Consider the following 20,569-nt stretch of genomic DNA (forward strand, 5'->3'; position numbering starts at 1 on the left):
GTTCAACGAGAGCTCCTCAACGCGAAAGGCGCCGGCAACGGCGCCTTTCTTCGTGTCCGCTGTAGTTCCGCGGCAAGTTCGAGCCGTCTGGCCGTCAGTAGTGGTCGACGGCCTGGACAGACTTGCCGCGGAAGACGCGGTAGCCGACCGCGACATAGAGCAGCATCAGCGGAAAGACGAACAGGCCGGCCCCCCAGAACATGAACGCGAGACTTGCATGAGGCGCCGCGGCCTCGTCGATCGTCAGGACGAACGGAATCATATAGGGCCAGAATGACAGGGCGAGCGTGCCGAACGCCGCCGCGAAGATCAGCGCGACCATGTGAAATGGCCAGTAATCGTCGTGGCGCAGGACACTCGTGGCGAGCACGGCAGCGGCACCGGCCCCGATGAGCGGAAACAAGAACAGATAGGGCCGGTCGGTCCAGCGCTGCAGAATCGGCAGATGTTCGGCAAGCGCATAGGCGAAGACGACGATCAGGAACATCAGGACGCCGATCGCCAGCGGCGGGATCTGGCGCCGCGCGGCGTCCCGAACGAGACCATCGCACTTCCGCACCAGCCAGCAGGCGCCGAGCAGCGAATATCCGAAGCAGAGTCCAATCCCGCACAGGGCGGAAAAGGCGGTGAGCCAGCCGAACGTCCCGCCGACGTAGTCGCCGTTGGAGAATTGAAGTCCTTCGACCAGGGCGCCCACCATCGCGCCCTGCATGAAGCTGGCAGCGAACGAGCCCGCGACGAAGCTGACGTCCCAAATCCAGCGCGAACGGAGCGCCTTGCTGCGAAACTCGAACGCAACGCCGCGGAGGATCAATCCGAGCAGCATCACGATAACCGGGATATAGAAGGCTGACATCACCGTGGCATATGCCAGCGGAAACGCGCCCCACATGATCACGCCCGCGACGACCAGCCAGGTCTCGTTGCCATCCCAGACCGGAGCAACCGTGTGCAGCATCGTCTCCCGCTTCGCCTCGCTGCGTGCGAGGCCGCATAGCATCCCAACCCCGAGGTCGAAACCGTCCAGAAGGAGATAGATCAGGATGCTGATGGCAAGAAGCGCAACCCAGAACGTCACCATGGCTATTCTCCCGCCTCGACGATTGTCGGCATTCTGTCGGCGAGCGACATCGGCCGGTTGGGCACGGGAACGTCCAGCGGTTTGCCGCTGAGTCCCGCCGGTCCGGCGCGCAAGAGCCGATAGATGTAATAGGTTCCGAACGAGAAGATGAAGGCATAGACCGCGACGAAGAGGATCAGCGAAGCCGTGGCGGCCGACGCGGTCAGGAACGGCGTCGCGGCATCTGCCGTGCGTAGCACGCCATAGACCGTCCATGGCTGGCGGCCGACTTCCGCGGTGTACCAGCCCGTGAGGATGGCGATCCAGGGCAATGGAAAGCTGAGGAAGATGCCCCACAGCAGCAAGCGGCTGCGCTCGAGCCGATGCTTGAGCCCGAGCCAGGTCCCGAGCCAGGCAAGCCCCAGCATCACGAAGCCGCAGCCGACCATGATGCGAAAGGCAAAGAACGGGATTGCCACCGGCGGGCGGTCCTGCGGCGCGAAGCTGCTCAGGCCGACCTCCTTCGAGCTCAGGCTCATGCTTGCGATGATGCTGCCGAGCACCGGGATCGAGATCGCATATCTGTTCGATTCGGTGCTCGAGTCCGGGATCGCGATCAGCACCTCCGAAGCCGGTTGCTCGTCATGCCAGCGCGCTTCGATCGCGGCGAACTTGGCCGGCTGGTAATCGTGAACGTAGTCGCCGACGAGATGCCCGATGAACAATTGCAGCGGAAGCAGCACCGCCGCGAGCGCAAGACCCATGCGCAGCATCACATGCGCCTCGGCCCGATAGGTCCGGCGCAGCAGATACCACGCGCCGGTCGCCGCCACGCAGAACGCGCCCGTCAGATACGAGGCGAGCAGCATGTGCGGAAACCTGACCCAGACCACCCGGTTGAAGATGATCTGTGCCCAATCGTCAGGCACGAACTGGCCGTTTTGCAGGACATAGCCGGTCGGCACCTGCATCCAGCTGTTGTTGACCATGATCCAGAACGCCGACAGCGTGGTTCCAAGCGCGACCATCGCGGTCGAGAACAGATAGAACCAGGGCGGTACCCTAGGCCGTCCGAAGATGAGGATACCGAAGAAACCCGCCTCCAGCATGAAGGCGGTGAACGTCTCGTAGGCCAGTAGCGGGCCCTGGATCGGCCCCGACATCTTGGACAGCACGCTCCAGTTCGTTCCGAACTGGAACGCCATCACGACGCCCGATACGACGCCCATGCCGAAGGCGACACCGAAGATCTTGAGCCAGAACTCGAACAACGTCCGGTACACTGGCCTGCCGCTGTACTGGTGCATCGCTTCGAGCACGGTCAGCCAGGCGGCAAGCCCGATCGTGAACGCCGGGAAGATGATGTGAAACGAGATGGTGAACGCGAACTGCAGCCGCGACAGGAGAAGCGCCGTCGGATCCATTGGGAAGCCTCCTCTCCAATCACGCCCGTGCCGGGGGCGCCGCCGCCGCCTGCGCGGCCGGCGGCGGGATGTTGTCGACCTTGAGCACCTCCGCCGTCGCTGCACGAATCTGGCGACAGAAATCCGCGTCATCGATCAGCGATACGCCATAGGACGGGATGATCTGCTTCAGCTTCGGCAGCCAGGCGCTTGCCGTCAGCTCGCCGGCGAAGCATTTCTCCAGCACGCTGATGGCGATGAAGGCCGCGGTGGAGGCGCCCGGCGAGGCGCCGAGAAGGGCGACCAGCGAATGATCGTCCGCGCCGACGAGCTCAGTGCCGAATTCGAGCAGCCCGCCGCGCGTGACATCGGGCTTGATGATCTGGACGCGCTGGCCCGCCACCTGCAACCTCCAGTCCTTCGGGTCTGCCTTCGGGAAATACTCGTCGAGCGCCGCCAGACGGTGGCTCTCGGACTGCAGCACCTGCCCGACCAGGTACTCGGTCAGATCGAAATTGTCGCGCGCCACCGAAAGCAGCGGCTTGACGTTCGCGGGACGGATGGACTCGAAGAGGTCGAGCAGCGAGCCATGTTTGAGGAACTTGCTCGAGAAGCCGGCATAGGGGCCGAACAACAACGAGCGCTGGCCGCCGATCACGCGCGTGTCGAGATGCGGCACCGACATCGGCGGCGAGCCGACCGCGGCCTTGCCGTAGACCTTGGCATGATGACGCCGGTTGATCTCCGGATCATCGCAGCGCAGCCAGATGCCGCTGACCGGGAAACCGCCATAACCGCGTCCTTCCGGAATCCCGGACTTCTCCAGCAGCGGCAGCGCACCGCCACCGGCACCGATGAAGACGAACTTCGCGCGGACGGACCGCGTCTCGCCGCTGTCGGTGTCGCGCACCTCGATGCGCCAGCGACCGTCCTGCTCGCGAGCGAGATCGGTGACACAGCTCTTGTAGTGCACGGCGCAGCCCGGCTGTCCGACGAGATGACGGACCAGAAGATGCGTCAGTGAGCCGTAGTCGACGTCGGTCCCCGTGATGATACGCGTTGCCGCCACGGGATCACCGCCGGTGCGGCCATCCATTACCAACGGCGCCCACTCGGCGATTTTCGTCGGATCCTCGCTGTATTCCATGCCCTCATAGCAATGATGGGCGGCCATCGTCTTGAACCGCTTCCTGAGAAAGGCGACGTTGTCGACGCCGTGCACGAAGCTCATGTGCGGCACGGGATGAATGAAGGATCGCGGATCGGCGATCGCGCCGCGCCCGACGAGATAGGACCAGAACTGCCGCGACAGGTCGAACTCGACATTGACCTGGAGCGCCTTCGAGATATCGACGCTGCCGTCGGGCCTCTCCGGCGTGTAGTTCATCTCGCAATTGGCCGCATGCCCGGTGCCCGCATTGTTCCACGCGTCCGAGCTTTCGAGCGCACAATCCCCGAGGACCTCCAGCATCTGGATCGAGAGGGAGGGCTCGAGCTCCTTGAGAAAGGCGCCGAGGGTGGCACTCATGATGCCGGCACCGATGAGGACGACGTCGGTTTCGCGGTCGGACACTGCTGACATGGTCTTTCCCTTCATTGGGTGTTGCTGTTCGGATGTCTCGATCAGGCTCGCGCCGGTTGCTGTCCCTTGGCGCGGAACGGCACGTCCGCTCCCGGCCGCAGCACCACATAGGCACGGCGCCAGGACGAATCGTCGGTCAATTTCCAGCTATGCCCCGAGCCAGCGGTGTCTTCGGCCAGGAGGACGTTGCCGGGGTGAATCAGAAAGTTGTGGCCGTCACGTGTCTGGAAATCGAGCGTTCCGCTCAGCGTGATCACCAGTTGCCGGATCGGCGCGGTGTGCCAGGCGAAAGCGCCGCCCGATTCCGTCTCCTGGAAGGAGACGCTGACGGCATCGATCTTGCCGGTCAGAAAGTCGCCACGCTGGCCGGGCTCGAGCTCGAGGATACCTTCCTCGAAATGCGAGTTATTGTCCTCTCCGGTCCATAGACGCACACAGCGGATCATCGTATCTCTCCTTTTCCGGCTTCCGAGCCGATTGCGAGCGGCACCTTGATCTCGGCCACATAGGGTCTGACCATCTTGGCGGGATCCACGATGCGGTCGAACTCCGGCTCGGTCACGAAGCCGAGCTTCAGCGCCGCGGATTTCAGCGTGAGATCGTTGTCCATCGCGTAATGCGCGATCCGCGACGCCTTGTCGTAGCCGATCACCGGCGCCAGCGCGGTCACGAGCATCAACGACTTCTCGACATACTCCTGAATCTTCCTGCGGTTCGGCTCGGTGCCCTCGACGAGGAATGTACGGAAGTTCGTGCAGCCGTCGGCCAGGATGGTGATTGACTGCGCGATGTTGTGGATGATCAGGGGCTTGTAGACGTTCATTTCGAGATAGCCGCCGGCGCCACCGAACCCGACGGCGACGTCGTTCGCCATCATCTGCACGGCGATCATCGTCAGCGCTTCCGCCTGTGTCGGATTGACCTTGCCCGGCATGATCGACGAGCCGGGCTCGTTCTCGGGGATCAGCAATTCGGCAAACCCCGCACGCGGACCGCATGACATCAGGCGGATGTCGTTCGCGATCTTGTAGAGCGAGCCGGCGAGCGTCCGCAGCGTGCCGGACAGCTGCACCAGCGCGTCATGCGCGCCCTGCACCGCGAACTTGTTCGGCGCGCTGACGAACGGCAGGCCCGTCAACTGCGCGATCTCGGCCGCAACGGCCTCCGCGAAGCCGGGCGCCGCGTTGATCCCGGTACCAACGGCCGTGCCACCGAGCGCAAGCCGGAAGACGCCCTTGAGCGCGTCGCCGATGCGCGTCAGATCGTCGGCGAGCATGCCGGCGTAACCCGACCATTCCTGCCCGAGCGTCAGCGGAGTCGCATCCTGCATGTGGGTCCGGCCGATCTTGACGATATCGTCCCACTGGCTCGACTTTGCCGCGGTCGCGTCATGCAGCGCCTCGACCGCGGGAACGAGCCGTTCCGTCACGTTCAGCGCGGCCGCGATATACATGGCCGAGGGGAAACTGTCGTTCGACGATTGCGACATGTTGACGTGATCGTTCGGATGAACCGGCAGCTTGCTGCCGAGCGCGGTGCCCGCGAGCTGGCAGCACCGGTTCGAGATCACCTCGTTCACGTTCATGTTGAACTGCGTTCCGCTGCCCGTCATCCAGACGTGAAGCGGGAACATGTCGTGATGCTGGCCCGCGAGAATCTCGTCACAGACCTGGACGATGAGCTTGTGGATCTTGCCGTCGAGCCGACCGCCTGCGTAATTGGCGTTGGCGGCCGCCTTCTTCAAGATCGCGTAGGACTGGATCATTTCGCGGGGCATCAGGTCCCTGCCGATGCTGAAATGCTCGAGCGAACGTTGCGTCTGCGCGCCCCAGAGCTTGTCCGCGGCAACACTCACTTCACCCAGGCTGTCGGTCTCTTTGCGGAGGTCGTTCATTCTTGCCTCTCTGGCAGTTGATGTCGGCGCCGCCGTTCCGGCGCTTGCTGGAAATCATAGACCGCGCGCAGCGCGCCTGCTACCGCGAGCGAACGTCCCTTTTCCGAATGGCATGGTGCGTCGGCGCATGTCCGGGAGACCGATCAGCCGGTGTCGCGCCAGTGCCGATTCCGCAAGCACACCAGGAGCACACAGCTCGACAATGCGATCGGCACGGCAAGGCCGGCCGCATCCAGCCGCTTCGTCGCATAACCGCCGGCCACGGCGCCGAACAGGAACATCAGGCAGAGCACGAGCATGGCCGCGCCGCCACGCGAGGCGTCGCGATCGGATGTCGACACGAATTGATCGATGGCGCGCAGCATGTTGCCGGTCACGGTGACCGAGAGATAGCCCCAGCGCTCGACGTGCCTGAAGCTGGCGGACTGCAGCGCGATACCAAAGGATATTCCGAAGATGGCGATCGGATCAGGGATCCGGTGCAGCAGCAGCATCGCCGCCGCGAGGCAGGCAATATGCGCCATGAGACAACACAGCGGCGCCTGGACACGGACCGCCACCCAGGCGCCGAGAAGAAATCCGACGATCGGCAGCAGATGGTCCGCCGCCCGCGGCCATTGCCCGGACAGGGCGTCGATGCCAAGGAAGACGACATTGCCGGTCTGCGAGCTCGCGAACACACCACCGAGCGAGAGCCAGGTGAAGGCATCGAGGAATCCGCCGGACATGGTCAGCATGGATGCAACCAGGAGCGATCGCTCCGGCGCATGGGCTGTGACGCGTGGCTCCGCTCCCGGCGCCGCAGATGCGGCCTGCGTCGTCATACTGGTCGGCCCGCGAGGTTAACACCCGAGGCGCGGCGCGGCCTCGTCGGGCAGCAAAACGCGTCGCGGGTGTGTGAACACGCCGTATCCGTCGTCGCGGGCAATCGCCACGAGCGTGATGCCCGCTTCCTTCGCAGTCTGGATGGCGAGCGCGGTCGGAGCGGATACGGCCACGACGACCGGCACGCCCATCATCGCCGCCTTCTGCACCATCTCGACCGAGACGCGACTCGTCAGGAGCACGGCGCCCTCGCCGGCCGAAACGCCGTCGCGGAGGACCGCACCCGCGAGCTTGTCGAGAGCATTGTGCCGGCCAACGTCCTCCCGGACCGGACCGATGCCGCTGCGCGGCGTCCAGAACGCCGCCGCATGAACGGATCGCGTGTGCTGATTCAATGTCTGGAGCGGAGACAGGGCCTGCATCGCGTCCAGCAGATCCCGTGCGCGAAAGACAATGTTACGATCTTTCACCCGCGAGGGTGCACGGCGCGCCTGTTCAAGGCTTTCGATACCGCATAGCCCACACCCAACCGGACCGCTGATGGCACGGCGGCGGGCCGCCAGGGACGCCGAGCAGTCGCCATCGAGCCACATCCGCACCTCGACGCCCAGCTCGTTCGGAATCAGATCGATGCTCCTGATTTCGTCTTTTCGTCCTACGATGGCTTCGGTGAGGCTGAAGCCGATGCCGAAGTCCTCCAGATCGGCGGGCGTTCCCATCATCACGGCATGGGTCGAGCCGTTATAGGTGAGCGCGATGGCCGTCTCCTCGGCGATCAGCCGAGAGGTCGACCGCGTCTGGCCGCCGCGCCAGGCAATCTCCGAGTGCCGCGTGAAAGTCGATCCCGTCATCATGGCTCACACCGTCGCCGGCTGGGCCGAGTGGCGGGACGCCCGGCTCCTGAGCGCCAGCCCGAATGCAATGAAACCCCAGCCCTGGAAGATCAGGTCGACCACCAGCATCGCACCGAGCAGCCAAAGGCCGATCGCGGGCCAAGCCGCCACCAGCATGACGCCGACACAGAACGTCAGAACACCGGCCGCGACGATCCAGCGCCAACCCGCAGCCGGTCGCATATGAAAGCCTGCCCAGAACCGCATCACACCGGCAACGACGAGGAAGGCGCACACCGCGAGAGACAGTGTGAACGAGGCCAGGACCGGATCAAAGAGGATGATGATCCCGGCCGCGCCGTAAACAACGCCCGCGAGCAGCCAGAACAGGAATCCCCCATAGCGCGCACCGAGAAGGCATGCACAATCTGGAAGACGCCGGCGACAGCCATGGTGGCGCCAATGACCAGGACGGAGGCGAGACTGGCGGCCATCAGGTTTGCGGACGCAATGCCACCGAGGACCAATTCGCCTGCGCCCAGAGCAACGAACCAGCCCCATTTTCCGCTGATCGCGTGGATGGCTCTTCCAAGCGACGCCTTCGAGTTCGACATATCTGCCATGGCTTCACCCTCGCACGTATGACCGCTCTCCCGGTCATGGATGGGAGAAAGCGTACAAGCGGGCCCCCGCACCATCTTTCGCAAAAACGACGATATTGTTGATCTGCACGATGCGGAGCGTTGGCGCGGTGAGCTTGCGGGGCACGAACGGGAAGCTTCCCGTCGCCGCGCGTCGAGACCGCGCTAGGCCCGACGCGGGATCTCGACGACGGTCCTGGTCCCGTCGGGTCCGAGGCGGATGTCCATCGTTCCATTCAGACGCGCAACGAGCATATCGAGGATGGAACGGTCGAGCCCGGGCCGGCCTTCGGCGGTTGTCCCATTGTCGACGATGCAGCACGTGACCGAACTTGCCGTTCCCCAGACTTCGAGCCGGATGGCGCCGGCCCCATCGAGGGAGAGGTGACGCGCCGAGGCGGTAATCAGTTCGAAGACGATCATGCCCAGCAGCCAGCAACGCTCGGAGCTCACCTTGAGCGGCTGGAGCAGGAGCGAAAGCGCGATGCTTTCATATTCGAGCCGTGACCGGCTGATCGACCTGCACAGTTGCCGGAGATAGGAGGCCAGATCGATGGTCGTGGCGAACTGGGGCATCTGCAATGCGTGGTGGAGGCACACATGGCTTTCCAGTCGATCCTGCACGGAAGCGAGTATCGCTCTCGCCTCCGTGCCTTCGCAGCGACCGGTAGCCTCCGACAGCAACTCGATCACTGACACGAGTTCGCCCTCGATCTGATGGGCCAGCTCGCGCAGCAACAAGCGCTCCGCGTTGGTGCCGCTATCCGGCGATAGCTCCGAGAGACTGCTCATCCTTCACACGCCTCCCGGCCGAACGGCTTGCCTTCTTACGAATTCGCACCGCTCCGCCCGGTCTCGTACAGGAACCAGATCCGCCGCTCCGTCTCGTCGATCCAGTTCTCCAGCAGGCTTGCGGTGGCGACATCGTCATATTCGTCGCAGAGCTCGTGGACCCGGCGCATTTCCCGTGTCAGCTGCTGATTGTCGCTGCGCAGCTCGGCCAGCATATCCAGCGGATCGACATAGTCCGCGTCGTTGTCGAGAATGCGCTGCTCGCGGGCGATGTGACCGATCGATCGCAGCGTGGTGCCGCCGATCTTGCGCGCGCGCTCGGCGATATCGTCGGTCATGGCGAAGATCTGTTCGGCCTGCTCATCGAGCATGAGATGGTAGTCGCGAAAATGACTGCCAGATACGTGCCAATGGAAGTTCTTCGTCTTCAGGTACAGCGCGAAGACGTCGGCGAGCAGCGCTCTCAACGCGGCAGGAACATCCCGGTTCGCATTGGCTCCCAGATCGGTCGGGCCTTGCAGGTCTGCTTTTGTCATGGTTGGCATCCTTGTTGGAAAGTGGACAATCTTTGGCTCAAGGGCGGCAGCCGGTCTTTCCGTGCCGAAGCATCGTTCCCGGATTGCACGCCCACAGGCGCGCGGTGACTCATTCGGTCGGCTTCATCCGCTGCCGCTGCGGCAGAGGCGAGATCGTCGCGAACACGCCATCGCGACGGATCAGGGCGTGGAACAGCGCCGCTGCCAGATGCAGCAGCACCAGGGCGAAGAACGCGAGCCCCAGATAGACATGCGCATTCCAAAACAGCGTGTGCGCGTGGTCGCTCTGCGGCAGCAACGCCGGAATCCGAATCCCGCCATACAGGACAACCGGATAGGCCGCAGCCCAGAGCATGCCGAGACCTAGCAAGGGCATGACGATCATGAAGCCATAGAGCAAAAGATGCGACAATCGCGCTCCCAGCTTCATCGCCGGCGGAAGGTCGGCCGGCAATGGCGGTGCGCCGAAATGAAACCGCAACGCCAGCCTGACGAGGACGAGCACGAGGAGCGCAACGCCGAGCGTCTTGTGGATCAGGATGAGCGGCAGGTATTTCTGAGCCACGGAGGACACCATGCCTACACCGATGAAGAGCATGGCGATGATGCAGATCGCCATCAGCCAGTGCAGCAGCCGCTGGATCGGGGCGAAGTGTTGCGGGGCATTGGTCATGGCTTGGCAACCTCGGTTCTCGGATAGTCGCTGGCTTCGGCTGCGCGAAGATCGTAGGATTTGCGGTAGACGGACGAGCGCGCCGCCGGGAAGGGATCGTCCGACACCCGGACTCCCTGCGGCAGCACGGTCGGATCGAAGTTGATGTCGCGGCATGGCCCATCCCGCTCGGGTTCAATTCGCTGCACGACCAGCGTTCCAACCTGGACCTTGCGCCGGTTCTCCGGCCAGGCTTTGCTCGGATCAGCGGTGGGATCGCCCGGATCGGCCACCGTGGTGACCATGGTCCACCGTTGCGGCGCCGACCGCACCCGGTTCGTGATCTCCTGCTCGAGAAAATTCGGGCCGCGCTTCTCCAGCTCCGCCTGCGCGATGGAAGTCGGCGCTGCCGTGGGCACCAGCGACCACCGCACAGCGTGCTCGTCGCCCTTCGCGTTCGTGAAGACAAAGCTGTTGAGACTGTTATACGAGTCCTCCGCGTAGCTTCCGGTCCAGGGCGCTGCCTTGGCCCAGGCTGCGAAAGCGGCGAACTCCGGATTTGCGCTGATGAACGTCTTCATCGCCTCCGGATCCTTCTTGCCGGCCGCAACCAGTAGGTCGTGAAACGCGTCAGGCGTGGATACCGCAAAGAATGGCGGGTTGATCATCGCCATTCGCCACTCCTCTCCGTCCGCTGCCGATATCTGGAGGCCCAGGCCACGGACGCGCACGGTCGCGTCCACCGCGTTCGGATCGGCCGTACCGAGATTGAAACGGCCCAGAGCCGGATAGCGGCCCTGCACGAACACCTTGGCGCGGGACAGCTCGACACCATTTCCGTTCGCTTCGAACATGCCGGTGAAGCAGATTCCCTTGGCATGATTCCGCCGGTGCCCCAGCGGCGGGCCGCTCGGAGGCGTCAACGCTGCAATCATGCGATCCGGCGTAAGACGCCCGGGCGTGAGCCATCCCGCGGTATATGCAAAGGCGGCGGCGCTGCCGCCGACCACGGCGGCAATCAGAACGAGCCATCCAAGGCTCGAACGCTCTACTCTGCCTGGCTGGTTCATCAAGTCCTCTCGCAACGCGGCGGCCGCCCGGCGCTTGAAAGCGCGCAGCTCACCGCTCAATGACAGGAAGCCAACTTAGCGGACCGTCGCTATTCCAATCTTCCCAAACGCACCGTCAATTTCGTGAAGGCACGGCGGGCCTATCCGATAAGGTCACCACCGATATCGCACGTGAAGCGGCTTCGGGCCTTCCCGGCATCAACCGACGTCGGGTCGCCGCGCGGTCGCGTGCAGTCTTCGCCGGCAAGTACCTGGCGAAAGCCATCGCCTTCTCGCAACAGTGATGCACAATCACGGGCTTTGCGAACAAAGCGGCCTATATATCTCAACATAGAATACAATTCTGGAAACGCCGTCAGCCGAGCAGCGATCCCCGCCAAGCGACTCTCCGCACGAGAAAGCAATGGAGACTCGCTATGAATGCATTCAAGATCCTGATCGCCTCGGTGCTGATCTCAGCTGCGACAGTGTCGTCGGCCTCCGCCGCCTGGTCCTTCGCCGACCAGGAGCCCGCAACCTTTGCCTCGATGTATCCCGACCGCGACGTGCTGAATGGTGGCGCGTTGACCCCGGCAGGACGAATGGGACTCGAGCGCCCCGGTGGCGCGGCTCCCGTGTTTGGCGCGGTTCAGGTTCGCAACCACCACTGGCGCCGATGACAAGCCGGACGAGCAATCAAGTACAACTACCAGATCCAGATGACCATCGTTCACGACTGGAACGGAGTACGACCGCGCGATGCGGCGTACCCGCGGCGTGGATGTGCATGCATCCCTTCGTGCAACGACGAAAATGATCGTTCAATTGATACTTCCGATCCGGCGCACGCATGCACATGTCTGACGCGCGAGCCGGGGCGTTCCCGGCGTCGCTTTGTCAAGGAGATGTGCGATGACTACACTGAAGCTGTTCTCGGCCGGGTTGATCGCTGCGGCCATGGTTGCTTCCCCGGCGATGGCGCGTGAAGGCAATACGAACGCGCGGCGGACGAATGCCGATGCCTACGCGTCGGCTCAACGTGTTCCGGTTACCTCCAAGCGCGGTTGCACGCGGGCTCCGGACGTCGGCGCCTATGCATCTGCCCCGTGGCGGCGCCCGCCCTGCGAGCCCAAGTCCGGCTATTGAGCGCACCGGCCGGACAATGCTGCTTCGGCAGAGCGCAATTGCGTGTGCTGAACTGAAGCAGGCCGCTGCGCGTCTCGGGTCCTTTTGGCTTACGCGAAAAAGAGGAATGGCAGCTCCTCATGCTGTCATTCCTCCAATTCGATCGACAACTCTCGAGTCGTCCGCTCTGTCACCGCCGCTGCACGGGCGATGGAGGTGCCGACATCAGGAATGATTGCCGCCGCCCGGCAGAGCGACGACGATCGTTTCGTATGACGCATCCATCCTCTGTCGCGATGGTCGCGACATGGCGATAAGGCGATCGGCGCTGCACGGCTGCCCCTTCAGCACCCCGGCGGCAAGATTGGCGAGACTCCGGGCGTTGGCGCCGCACCTGACGCGTTGGCCGGTAGCACTGTCGCAGGAGATGCCAGATTCATCGTCATGCTTTCCGCGCAGGTCGAGGTGTTGGGACTGGGCGCGACGACAGCATTTGGATCAATGCCCGTTCCGACATCGCCGCTGATGACGACCGGGATCGTACCCGGGGGCGGCCCGGCTTGCACTTGCGGGATCGAGAGCGGCAAACTCGCAGAGCTCGCCACCACCCCGCCTGGCGTTGAACTGCACGCCACCGACACCCCAGTCCCTGACGGCGCGAACGCGGAAATTGTCCCGATCGAGCTCCCGTTTTGTCCCATGAGCGGTATGATTGGAGCAACATTGCCCGCCGTCGGCGATCCCGTAGTCGATGCAGTCGGCATTGTCGGCACCGACGTCGGAGATGTCGATGGTGGCGCACAGACGACCACTGTCCCCGGCGTCGTCGGATCCGAAGCGAGCGGAACGGGTGCCAGCGTGGTGTCGGGCACGCCTTGCACGGTCGTTGCGGAGAACGGACCCGGGCTATTGAGCGGTGAGGTGACGATCGCGCCCGGTACGGTCGGCAAGCTCATCGCCGTGCTGCCGGTTGTTGCGACCTGGGCTTTGCTCGCGGGGCAGCCGAGCAGCACGGCGGCGAGCGCTGCGCAAGCGATCCGGATCATGTCTGGCTCCCCTCGCTCGTCTCATTCTTGCGAATGGTGACCTGGCTGCCCTCCGCCAGATTGACTGCCGGATTGAGCACGACTTGCTCGCCGGGCTTCACGCCCTCGCGCACTTCCACCGATGTGCCGAGATCTCGCGCGATCGAGACCTTCTGCAAGTGAACGGTGCCGTTGCGCACGACTGCGACATGAAGGCCGTTCTGGTCGAAGACCAGCGCATCGGCGGGAACCGACATCGACGGCGTCTTGCGCGGGATCGACAGTTCGACCGTACAGTAGATGCCGGGACTCAACGCGCCGTCGGGATTGGGCACGTCGATCTCGGTCAGCAGCGTTCGGCTTCCCGGCTGCAACGCGGTCGCGATGCGCGTGACCTTCCCTGGAAATGCCCGGTCCGGGATCTCGGGAACGTGAATCTCCGCCTCGACGCCCGGCGCGACGCCGAAGGCCTCGTCCTGCGGCACGAACACTTGCGTTCGGATCACGTTCGAATGCATCAGCGTGAACATGAAGGTCGATCCCGCCTGAACGAGGCTGCCATTGTCCACGTTGCGTTGCGTGATCACACCGTCGAACGGTGCCACCACGCGCTGATAGGCCTTCTCCTGTTGAAGCACGCGAATCTGCGCCTCTTGTGCCGTGATGTTCGACTGGGCGACGCCCACGGCCGCCTGCTGGGCGCGCAAGGTAAGACGGTCGTTGTCGCCCTGCTGGGCCGTCAACCAGCCCTGCTTGACCAGATTACTGTCCCGCGTATTGGTGACGTCGGCAAGCTCCCGGCTCGCCTGTGCCTGCTGCAACGCCGCCTGGTTCTGCGCCAGCGTCGCCTGCGCCTGCGCGATCTGCTGGTCGAGTTCCGGCGCGGTGATCTCCGCCAGGAGATCGCCCTTCTTCACGTGATCGCCGATGTCGACATAGCGCTTCTCGATGTAGCCGCTGGCCCGTGCGAAGATGTTCGCCGCCTCGAATGCCGTCGTCGTCGCCGGCAGGGTGACCTTCGTGATCTCGGGGCTGGCGCGGACCGTCGCCACCCGAACCTCCGGAACGGCGGTCCTGATCTGCTCTGCCGATACAGCCAGATCGCGTGCGGCCTGATAGTGCCGCCAGCCGCCCACGCCGAGACCGCCGGCAAGGAGCAGGACCATGGCGCCGCCGAGCCATACGCCGCCGTAGCGGCGGCGCGGTCGCGCCTCCTTGCCGGGCAGCTCCACGATGCGGCCGCTTTCCGCATCGGGCCGATCACTCACGTCGTGGCTGTTGGTCCGCACGCGAACATCGCTCATTCCGGTGACTCCTCGAACACGCCGTGGTGAGGCTTGCCGTCGTTGCGCTTGCGCAGCCAGGCGAAGAGATAGGGCACGATCAGCAATGTCGTCGGCGTTGCGAACAGCAGCCCGCCGATCACGGCACGGGCGAGCGCCGCGTTCTGCTCCTCGCCCGGGCCTCCGATCGCCATCGGGATCATGCCCACGATCATCGCGGCAGCCGTCATCAGCACGGGGCGGATTCGCGTGCGGCCCGCGCTCAGCGCGGCCTCGAACGCGGTGTGCCCGTCCAATTGCGCGTCACGCGCGAAGGTCACGAGCAGGATGGAATTGGCCGATGCAACGCCGACGGCCATGATCGCACCCATCAGCGAAGGCACGTTCAGAGTCGTCCCCGTGATGAACAGCATCGTCACGATACCGCATAAAGTCGCGGGCAGCGCCATGATGACGACAAAGGGGTCGCCGAAGTTCTGGTAGTTCACGACCATCAGCAGATAGACCAGGATGGCGGCAAACAGCAGCCCGATCCCGAGATCGCGGAACGATTGACGCATGCTCTGGATCTGCCCCAGAACCTCAATCGAATTTCCCGGCTGGAGCTGCTTCTGAAGCGTCGACGTGACCTTGTCGATATCGGCCGAGACGCTGCCGAGATCGCGCCCCTGCACGCTCGCATAGACGTCATACACCGGCTGAACGTTCGCCTGGTTCAAATTGGTGGGTACAGTCCCTCGCTTGAAGGTCGCAACATTGCTGAGCAGCCCAGGCACCGTCTGTCCGCTTGCAGCCGACGAGGCCGACACCGGCGTGTTCTCAAGTGCGTTGAGCGAGTTGGCCCGGTACTCCGGCGTCTGAACGGCAAGATAATAAGGGATGCCCGACGTCGGGTCGGTCCAGAAGTTCGGCGAGACCTGGGCGGACGAGCTGAGGCTGACATTGATGTTGGTCGCCACCGTGCTGGCATTGAGCCCCAGCTGTGCGGCCCTTGTGCGGTCGATGTCGGCGTAGAACGCGGGAGCGTCGACCTCCTGTTGAAGATGCGCGTCGACGACTCCCGGAATGGCCGCCAGGCTCTTTTGCAGCTCTTTTGCCACGGACAGGTTGTTGGCGCCGTAACCGACTGTGCGGACATCAATCTGCGCCGGCAGGCCGAAATTCAGGATCTGGGTCACGATATCCGCCGCCTGGAAATAGAAGACGTCCTCGGGGAATGCCGCCGGCAGGACCTGGCGCAGCTTCCTGACGTAATCCGCAGTCGGCCTGTGGCCGTCCTTAAGCGATACCAGGATCGTGCCGTCGTTCACTCCTATCGTCGATCCGTCGGTGAAGGCCAGATTGTAGGGACGCGCCGGCAAGCCGATATTGTCGACGATCAGCCCGCGATCCCGGTCCGGAATGACTTCGCGGATCTTGTCCTCGACCGCCTGGAAGATGGCCTCGGTGCGCTCGATCCGGGTCCCGGCTGGCGCACGAACATGGAGCTGGATCTGACCGCCGTCGATCAGGGGATAGAAATCCCTGCCCACGTAGACGAACATGACGGCCCCGAGCGCCAGCACGAGCACGGCAGCAATCGGCACGATGCTGCGGCTCTGGAGCAGGGTCGTCAGGAGTCCGGAATAGCCATCGCGCAGGCGCTCGAAGCCGCGCTCGAACGCGGCGGATGCGCGCGAAAACATGCCGGACGAGCTCGCGCCCTCGCCATGGCGCCGCTCGCCCTTCAGCAGCAGACCGATCGTGATCGGCGTGAGAGTCCGCGACAGCGCGTACGACGCCAGCATGGCAAACACCACCGCAAGGCCGAGTGGCGTGAAGAGGTATTGCGCCGGTCCTTCGAGGAATATGACCGAGGTGAAGACGCAGCTGATGGCAAGCGTGGAGACGAGCGTCGGTACGGCGATTTCGGCCGCACCGTGCAGCGTCGCTTCCGACAGCGGCATCCCCTCCTCGGTCCAGAGCCGATGCGTGTTCTCGATCGTCACCGTCGAATCGTCGACCAGAATGCCCACTGCGAGCGCGAGCCCACCCAGCGTCATGGTGTTGAGGGTCTCGCCGAGGAAATGGAGCACGATGAGCGAGGACAACATCGCGAGCGGGATGGAGATCAGGACCACGAGCGTCGACCGCCACGATCCCAGAAATACCAGGATCATCAGCGCCGTGAGACCGGCCGCGATCGCGCCTTCGCGCAGCACACCGTCGACGGAGTGGGTGACGAAGACCGATTGGTCGAACAATTCGCTGATCTTCAGCCCGGCCGGCGCCGACGCCCGAATCGACTTCAAGGCCTGCTTGACCCCGTTGACGACGGCAAGCGTCGAGGCGTTGCCATTCTTGATCACGCTGAGCAGAACCGAGCGGTGACCGTCCTCGCGCACGATATTCTGCTGGACCTGCGATCCGTCCCGAACCTGGGCGACATCCTTCAGCAGGATCGTCGCTCCGTTCGCGAACTTGACCGGGATCATGTTGAGATCCTTGATCGAGGCCGGCGTCGCGTTGGTTCGCACGGTGTACTGGGTATCGCCGATCTTCGCCGTTCCGGTCGGCAGCGTCAGGTTCTGGGTGTTAACCGCATTGACGATGTCGAGCGGCGTCAATCCGCGCGACGAGAGTTTGTTCGGGTCGATGTCGACCATGATCTGGCGATATTTGCCGCCCGCAGGCGTCGGCAGCGTTACCCCCGGAACGGGCGCCAATTGCTGCCGGATCCGATAGATGCCGAAGTCGTATAATTGCTGCTCGTTCAGTTTGTTGGACTCTAGGCTGAGCTGCAGGACCGGCACGCTCGACGCATTGAACTGCACGATCACGGGCGGCTGAATGCCCGGTGGCATCAGGGCGCGGATGGCGTTCGTTGCCGATACGATCTGCGAGATCGCGAGATCGAGATTGACGTCCGGCTGGAAGTAGATCTTTTGAACCGACAGGCCGTTGAGCGTCTGCGCTTCGATGTTCTTGATACCGCTGACATTGGCGCTGATCGAATACTGGCTGTACGTGGAGACGCGCTGCTCCATCTCCGGCGTCGAGAGGCCGGTATAGCTCCAGATGACGGTGACGACGGGGATGCGGATCTCGGGAAAGATATCCGTCGGCATCGACCAGACCGAGATGCCGCCCAGAAACAGGATCAGCGCCGCGAGCACATAGAATGTGTGCGGAAACCGGAGCGCAAAGCGGACAATTCCCATGGAGACAACTACTTCGAGCAGGTTGCGGGAAATTTTCAGATGGCGACGATGCTTGACCGTTCAAATGAAATCGAGTTCAGCATCGTGACCTCTCGATCGTTCACGTCGATCCGAACGCCTCACGCTCGAGATAGTGTCGGGACGGGTGGATGGCGACAGAGACGACACCGCGCGCCGCCCTGTCCGCGGGCGGCCGCGGGCTCCAGGGTGGCACGGATGGCGGCACGCCTGACCTTTGCAAAGGCGCGAATCTCGATCTGCCGGACGCGCTCGCTGGAGATCGAAAGCTCGCGGGCGAGCTGATCGAGCGTCGGGGGATGCTCCGCCAGCCGCCTTGCCTCCAGCACGCGCCGCTCGCGGCCCGTGAGGCCATTCAGCGCAATGCGCAGGGCATCGGTCCGATGTTCCATCTGATCCTGATCGGCAAGGACGGTCTCAGCGTCGCTCGCCTCGTCCACAAGCAAGGCCTCCCACTCGGTACCTTGCTCGTCGCCGCCAACCCGCGCATTCAGCGATAGGTCGCCGTGCAGGCGGCAATCCATCTCCATCACTTCGCGCGCAGAAACTTCGAGCTTGGTGGCGATCGCCTCGGCGACATCGGGGGTAAGCCGCGCCATCCCGCCCTGGCCGGCCTTTCTCATCTCGCCGCGAAGCCGGAAGAACAGCTTCTTTTGAGCGGCCGTTGTTCCGATCTTGACCAGCGACCAGGAGCGCAGGATGTATTCGTGGATGGCGGCCTTGATCCACCACGTCGCATAGGTGGAAAATCGCGAGTTTCGGTCGGGCTCGAACCGCGATGCGGCAATCACCAGCCCGAGATTGGCCTCGGCCATGAGATCGGCGAACGGAAGGCCGTATCCCCTGTAGCTCCGCGCGACCTTGGCGGCGAGCCGGAGGTGGCTCGTGACGAGCGCGTTCGCGGCGTCGCCGTCCCTCGTCTCCTGCCAGCGACGCGCAAGCTGCTGCTCCTGCTCGCGTTCGAGCAGGTCGTACCGGCCGATGACCGAGGAATACGCATTGAACACAGCGGCCGCCGTACGCCTGCCCGGCTCAGCCGTATCGATCCTGCTCAAACCCGCATGTCGCATTGGCATCTTTTGCTCCCATTCGAACCGGCAAGCGGAACGTAAGAAGCCTCCGACTGACGGCGCCAGTAAACTGCACTTAACAAGCCTGAATTCGCTTTCAGAGATCCCACCGCTCTTTCCGCTTCGCACGTCTCGCACGTGGCATCGGCGGTCACATCGGCGCGAGGCTCGCGTGAAGCGAACGAACCGGCGCCGATGCCGCGGCTTCGTGTGATATCGCGCCCGTCGTGGCGAGGATCTCCACCCGTCCGCCGGGTGCTGGGCAAATGGTCAGGCAGAAGCCGTGCAGCTTCAGAATCGCAGCGACGAGGCTCAGTCCCAGTCCCACTCCCGGCGTGTTGCGCATCTTGTCGGAGCGATAGAACCGACGCAGCACCGCCTCGCGCTCCGACTCGCCGATGCCAGGGCCGGTATCGCTCACGCGCACGAGCGCGGCCCTGTCGTCCGACATCAGCTCGAGCGTCACTCGTCCGCCCGCGGGGGTGAACTTGACGGCATTGTCCACGAGATTGGCAACCGCCTCGAACAGCAGGTCCCGATCACCCCGCACCTGCACTTTGCGGTCGATCTCGACGTCGATGTCGATATCCTTGTCTTCGGCAATGGGTTCGTAGACGTCGCACACCCGTCGCAGGATCTCGTCGAGCGCGACATCGCCGAAGCCGGCCGTACGGCTGCTGCTCTCGATTTCGGCCAGGCGCAGCAGCGCAGTGATGATTGCGAGCGATTGGTCGATTCCGGCCATTGCCTTGTCCACGATGTCCTGAAGGTCCTCCAGCGTGGCCGCATGTGTGCGCCCGCGCTCCAGCGCCAGGCGGGCTCGCGTGAGCGGTGTCCTGAGATCGTGAGCGATATCGTTGCCGACACCTGCCAGCGCGTTGATCGTGGTCTCCATCTCGTCGAGCATGCCGTTGACGATCCTGGCCAGCCGCGCGAACGGATCGTCCGCGTTGGTCTGTGGGAGCCGCTCGCGGAGATCGCCGGCCACGATACGCTGGACCCTCTGGTTCACCTGCTCCACGCGCCTCTGGGCGCGGACGCTCAGCCAGGCCCCGGCCAGCAGGCAGAGGCAGAATGCCGGCAGCAGGCCGAGCAGCAGCGCTTGTCCGACGACGATGGATATCTCGCGCGTCTCATCGACATTCCGCCCGATCACGAGGATGTGGCCGTCGCCGAGCCGCCTGCCCGCGGCCTTGACGACGGCATCGTGGACCGCCGACGGCCCGTCCCGTGTGAGCCGCACGCTCCGGACCGGTCCGCCGAAATCGAGCTTTGATGGCAATCGCGCGATGTTGCCGGCAAGCCGGGTCCCTGCGGCATCGAACAGGCCGGCATATTGCACGCCTCGCGAATCCTGCTTGAGATGATCGGAGATCGCGTCGATGAGACGGCCGGGCGGCAGCTCGGCCATGAAGTTGAGCTGCGTTGCAATCATGCGGTCGGATCGCATGATCAGGTAGTCGTCGATCTTCCAGTAGATGAAGGCGAACAGGGCGGCGACGAACAACGCCAGCGTGGCTGCTATCGCCGCGGCCCACAGGAACGTGTTCGAACGAATGAACTGAATCTGGCGCATCGATC

The 20,569-nt window shown here is 63.8% G+C and carries 18 protein-coding genes and 1 pseudogene; 3 read left to right on the forward strand and 16 right to left on the reverse strand.

From position 1 onward, the window contains the following. Nucleotides 1–94: 94 nt before the first annotated feature. The 12 genes and pseudogenes from cydB to IVB23_RS06390 form a co-directional block, all read right to left on the reverse strand. Nucleotides 95–1,081 carry a cytochrome d ubiquinol oxidase subunit II gene (gene cydB, locus IVB23_RS06335; protein ID WP_197965485.1) on the reverse strand — a complete coding sequence of 329 codons (987 nt, stop codon included), beginning with the start codon at nucleotides 1,079–1,081 and terminating at the stop codon, nucleotides 95–97. Between the two features lie 2 nt (nucleotides 1,082–1,083). After that, complete coding sequence (locus IVB23_RS06340) at nucleotides 1,084–2,484, reverse strand: cytochrome ubiquinol oxidase subunit I (RefSeq protein WP_247802969.1); 1,401 nt, start codon at nucleotides 2,482–2,484, stop codon at nucleotides 1,084–1,086. 19 nt (nucleotides 2,485–2,503) lie between these two features. Further along, nucleotides 2,504–4,045, reverse strand: coding sequence for a malate dehydrogenase (quinone) (gene mqo / locus IVB23_RS06345; RefSeq protein ID WP_197965484.1), 1,542 nt, complete (start codon nucleotides 4,043–4,045; stop codon nucleotides 2,504–2,506). Between the two features lie 41 nt (nucleotides 4,046–4,086). Next, complete coding sequence (locus tag IVB23_RS06350; protein WP_247802970.1) at nucleotides 4,087–4,491, reverse strand: hypothetical protein; 405 nt, start codon at nucleotides 4,489–4,491, stop codon at nucleotides 4,087–4,089. Then, nucleotides 4,488–5,939: a class II fumarate hydratase gene (gene fumC / locus IVB23_RS06355; RefSeq protein ID WP_247802971.1), complete on the reverse strand. Its 1,452-nt coding sequence runs from the start codon at nucleotides 5,937–5,939 to the stop codon at nucleotides 4,488–4,490. Before fumC ends, IVB23_RS06350 begins: the two co-directional genes overlap by 4 nt. Before the next feature lie 143 nt (nucleotides 5,940–6,082). Further along, on the reverse strand, nucleotides 6,083–6,676 hold the full coding sequence (locus IVB23_RS06360) for a YoaK family protein (protein WP_247802972.1): 594 nt from the start codon (nucleotides 6,674–6,676) through the stop codon (nucleotides 6,083–6,085). A 105-nt stretch (nucleotides 6,677–6,781) separates the two neighbouring features. Then, nucleotides 6,782–7,618 carry a formate dehydrogenase accessory sulfurtransferase FdhD gene (gene fdhD / locus IVB23_RS06365; protein WP_247802973.1) on the reverse strand — a complete coding sequence of 279 codons (837 nt, stop codon included), beginning with the start codon at nucleotides 7,616–7,618 and terminating at the stop codon, nucleotides 6,782–6,784. 3 nt (nucleotides 7,619–7,621) lie between these two features. Further along, nucleotides 7,622–8,220 (reverse strand): annotated as a pseudogene (locus IVB23_RS06370) (HdeD family acid-resistance protein). A 183-nt stretch (nucleotides 8,221–8,403) separates the two neighbouring features. Next, nucleotides 8,404–9,030, reverse strand: a complete 627-nt coding sequence (locus IVB23_RS06375; protein WP_061882078.1) for a histidine kinase dimerization/phosphoacceptor domain -containing protein — start codon at nucleotides 9,028–9,030, stop codon at nucleotides 8,404–8,406. Between the two features lie 35 nt (nucleotides 9,031–9,065). Then, nucleotides 9,066–9,566 (reverse strand): DNA starvation/stationary phase protection protein, encoded by a 501-nt coding sequence (locus IVB23_RS06380; RefSeq protein WP_061882077.1) that lies wholly within the window; start codon nucleotides 9,564–9,566, stop codon nucleotides 9,066–9,068. Nucleotides 9,567–9,675: 109 nt separating this feature from the next. Continuing rightward, on the reverse strand, nucleotides 9,676–10,239 hold the full coding sequence (locus IVB23_RS06385; RefSeq protein WP_247802974.1) for a cytochrome b/b6 domain-containing protein: 564 nt from the start codon (nucleotides 10,237–10,239) through the stop codon (nucleotides 9,676–9,678). Continuing rightward, nucleotides 10,236–11,288 (reverse strand): catalase family peroxidase, encoded by a 1,053-nt coding sequence (locus IVB23_RS06390; RefSeq protein ID WP_247802975.1) that lies wholly within the window; start codon nucleotides 11,286–11,288, stop codon nucleotides 10,236–10,238. Before IVB23_RS06390 ends, IVB23_RS06385 begins: the two co-directional genes overlap by 4 nt. Before the next feature lie 416 nt (nucleotides 11,289–11,704). Between IVB23_RS06390 and IVB23_RS06395 the strand changes: the two genes are divergently transcribed. The 3 genes from IVB23_RS06395 to IVB23_RS06405 all read left to right on the forward strand — a co-directional run bounded on the left by IVB23_RS06395 (nucleotide 11,705) and on the right by IVB23_RS06405 (nucleotide 13,478). Next, the gene (locus tag IVB23_RS06395; protein WP_061882075.1) at nucleotides 11,705–11,947 is read left to right on the forward strand and encodes a hypothetical protein; all 243 of its coding nucleotides are present in this window, start codon (nucleotides 11,705–11,707) and stop codon (nucleotides 11,945–11,947) included. 232 nt (nucleotides 11,948–12,179) lie between these two features. Continuing rightward, nucleotides 12,180–12,413 carry a hypothetical protein gene (locus IVB23_RS06400; RefSeq protein ID WP_082822188.1) on the forward strand — a complete coding sequence of 78 codons (234 nt, stop codon included), beginning with the start codon at nucleotides 12,180–12,182 and terminating at the stop codon, nucleotides 12,411–12,413. Nucleotides 12,414–12,836: 423 nt separating this feature from the next. Further along, nucleotides 12,837–13,478, forward strand: a complete 642-nt coding sequence (locus tag IVB23_RS06405) for a hypothetical protein (protein ID WP_247802976.1) — start codon at nucleotides 12,837–12,839, stop codon at nucleotides 13,476–13,478. Here the strand turns inward: IVB23_RS06405 and IVB23_RS06410 are convergent. The 4 genes from IVB23_RS06410 to IVB23_RS06425 form a co-directional block, all read right to left on the reverse strand. Beyond that, nucleotides 13,435–14,721 carry an efflux RND transporter periplasmic adaptor subunit gene (locus IVB23_RS06410; protein WP_247802977.1) on the reverse strand — a complete coding sequence of 429 codons (1,287 nt, stop codon included), beginning with the start codon at nucleotides 14,719–14,721 and terminating at the stop codon, nucleotides 13,435–13,437. The two genes, IVB23_RS06405 and IVB23_RS06410, sit on opposite strands and share 44 nt — an antisense overlap. Next, the gene (locus tag IVB23_RS06415; RefSeq protein ID WP_247802978.1) at nucleotides 14,718–17,900 is read right to left on the reverse strand and encodes an efflux RND transporter permease subunit; all 3,183 of its coding nucleotides are present in this window, start codon (nucleotides 17,898–17,900) and stop codon (nucleotides 14,718–14,720) included. Before IVB23_RS06415 ends, IVB23_RS06410 begins: the two co-directional genes overlap by 4 nt. Before the next feature lie 119 nt (nucleotides 17,901–18,019). Then, nucleotides 18,020–18,988: an RNA polymerase sigma factor RpoH gene (gene rpoH / locus IVB23_RS06420; RefSeq protein ID WP_247804781.1), complete on the reverse strand. Its 969-nt coding sequence runs from the start codon at nucleotides 18,986–18,988 to the stop codon at nucleotides 18,020–18,022. A 151-nt stretch (nucleotides 18,989–19,139) separates the two neighbouring features. Continuing rightward, the gene (locus tag IVB23_RS06425) at nucleotides 19,140–20,564 is read right to left on the reverse strand and encodes an ATP-binding protein (RefSeq protein WP_247802979.1); all 1,425 of its coding nucleotides are present in this window, start codon (nucleotides 20,562–20,564) and stop codon (nucleotides 19,140–19,142) included. Between the last annotated feature and the right edge of the window lie 5 nt (nucleotides 20,565–20,569).

The sequence above is a fragment of the Bradyrhizobium sp. 191 genome (assembly GCF_023100985.1).
Taxonomy (GTDB): Bacteria; Pseudomonadota; Alphaproteobacteria; order Rhizobiales; family Xanthobacteraceae; genus Bradyrhizobium; species Bradyrhizobium diversitatis.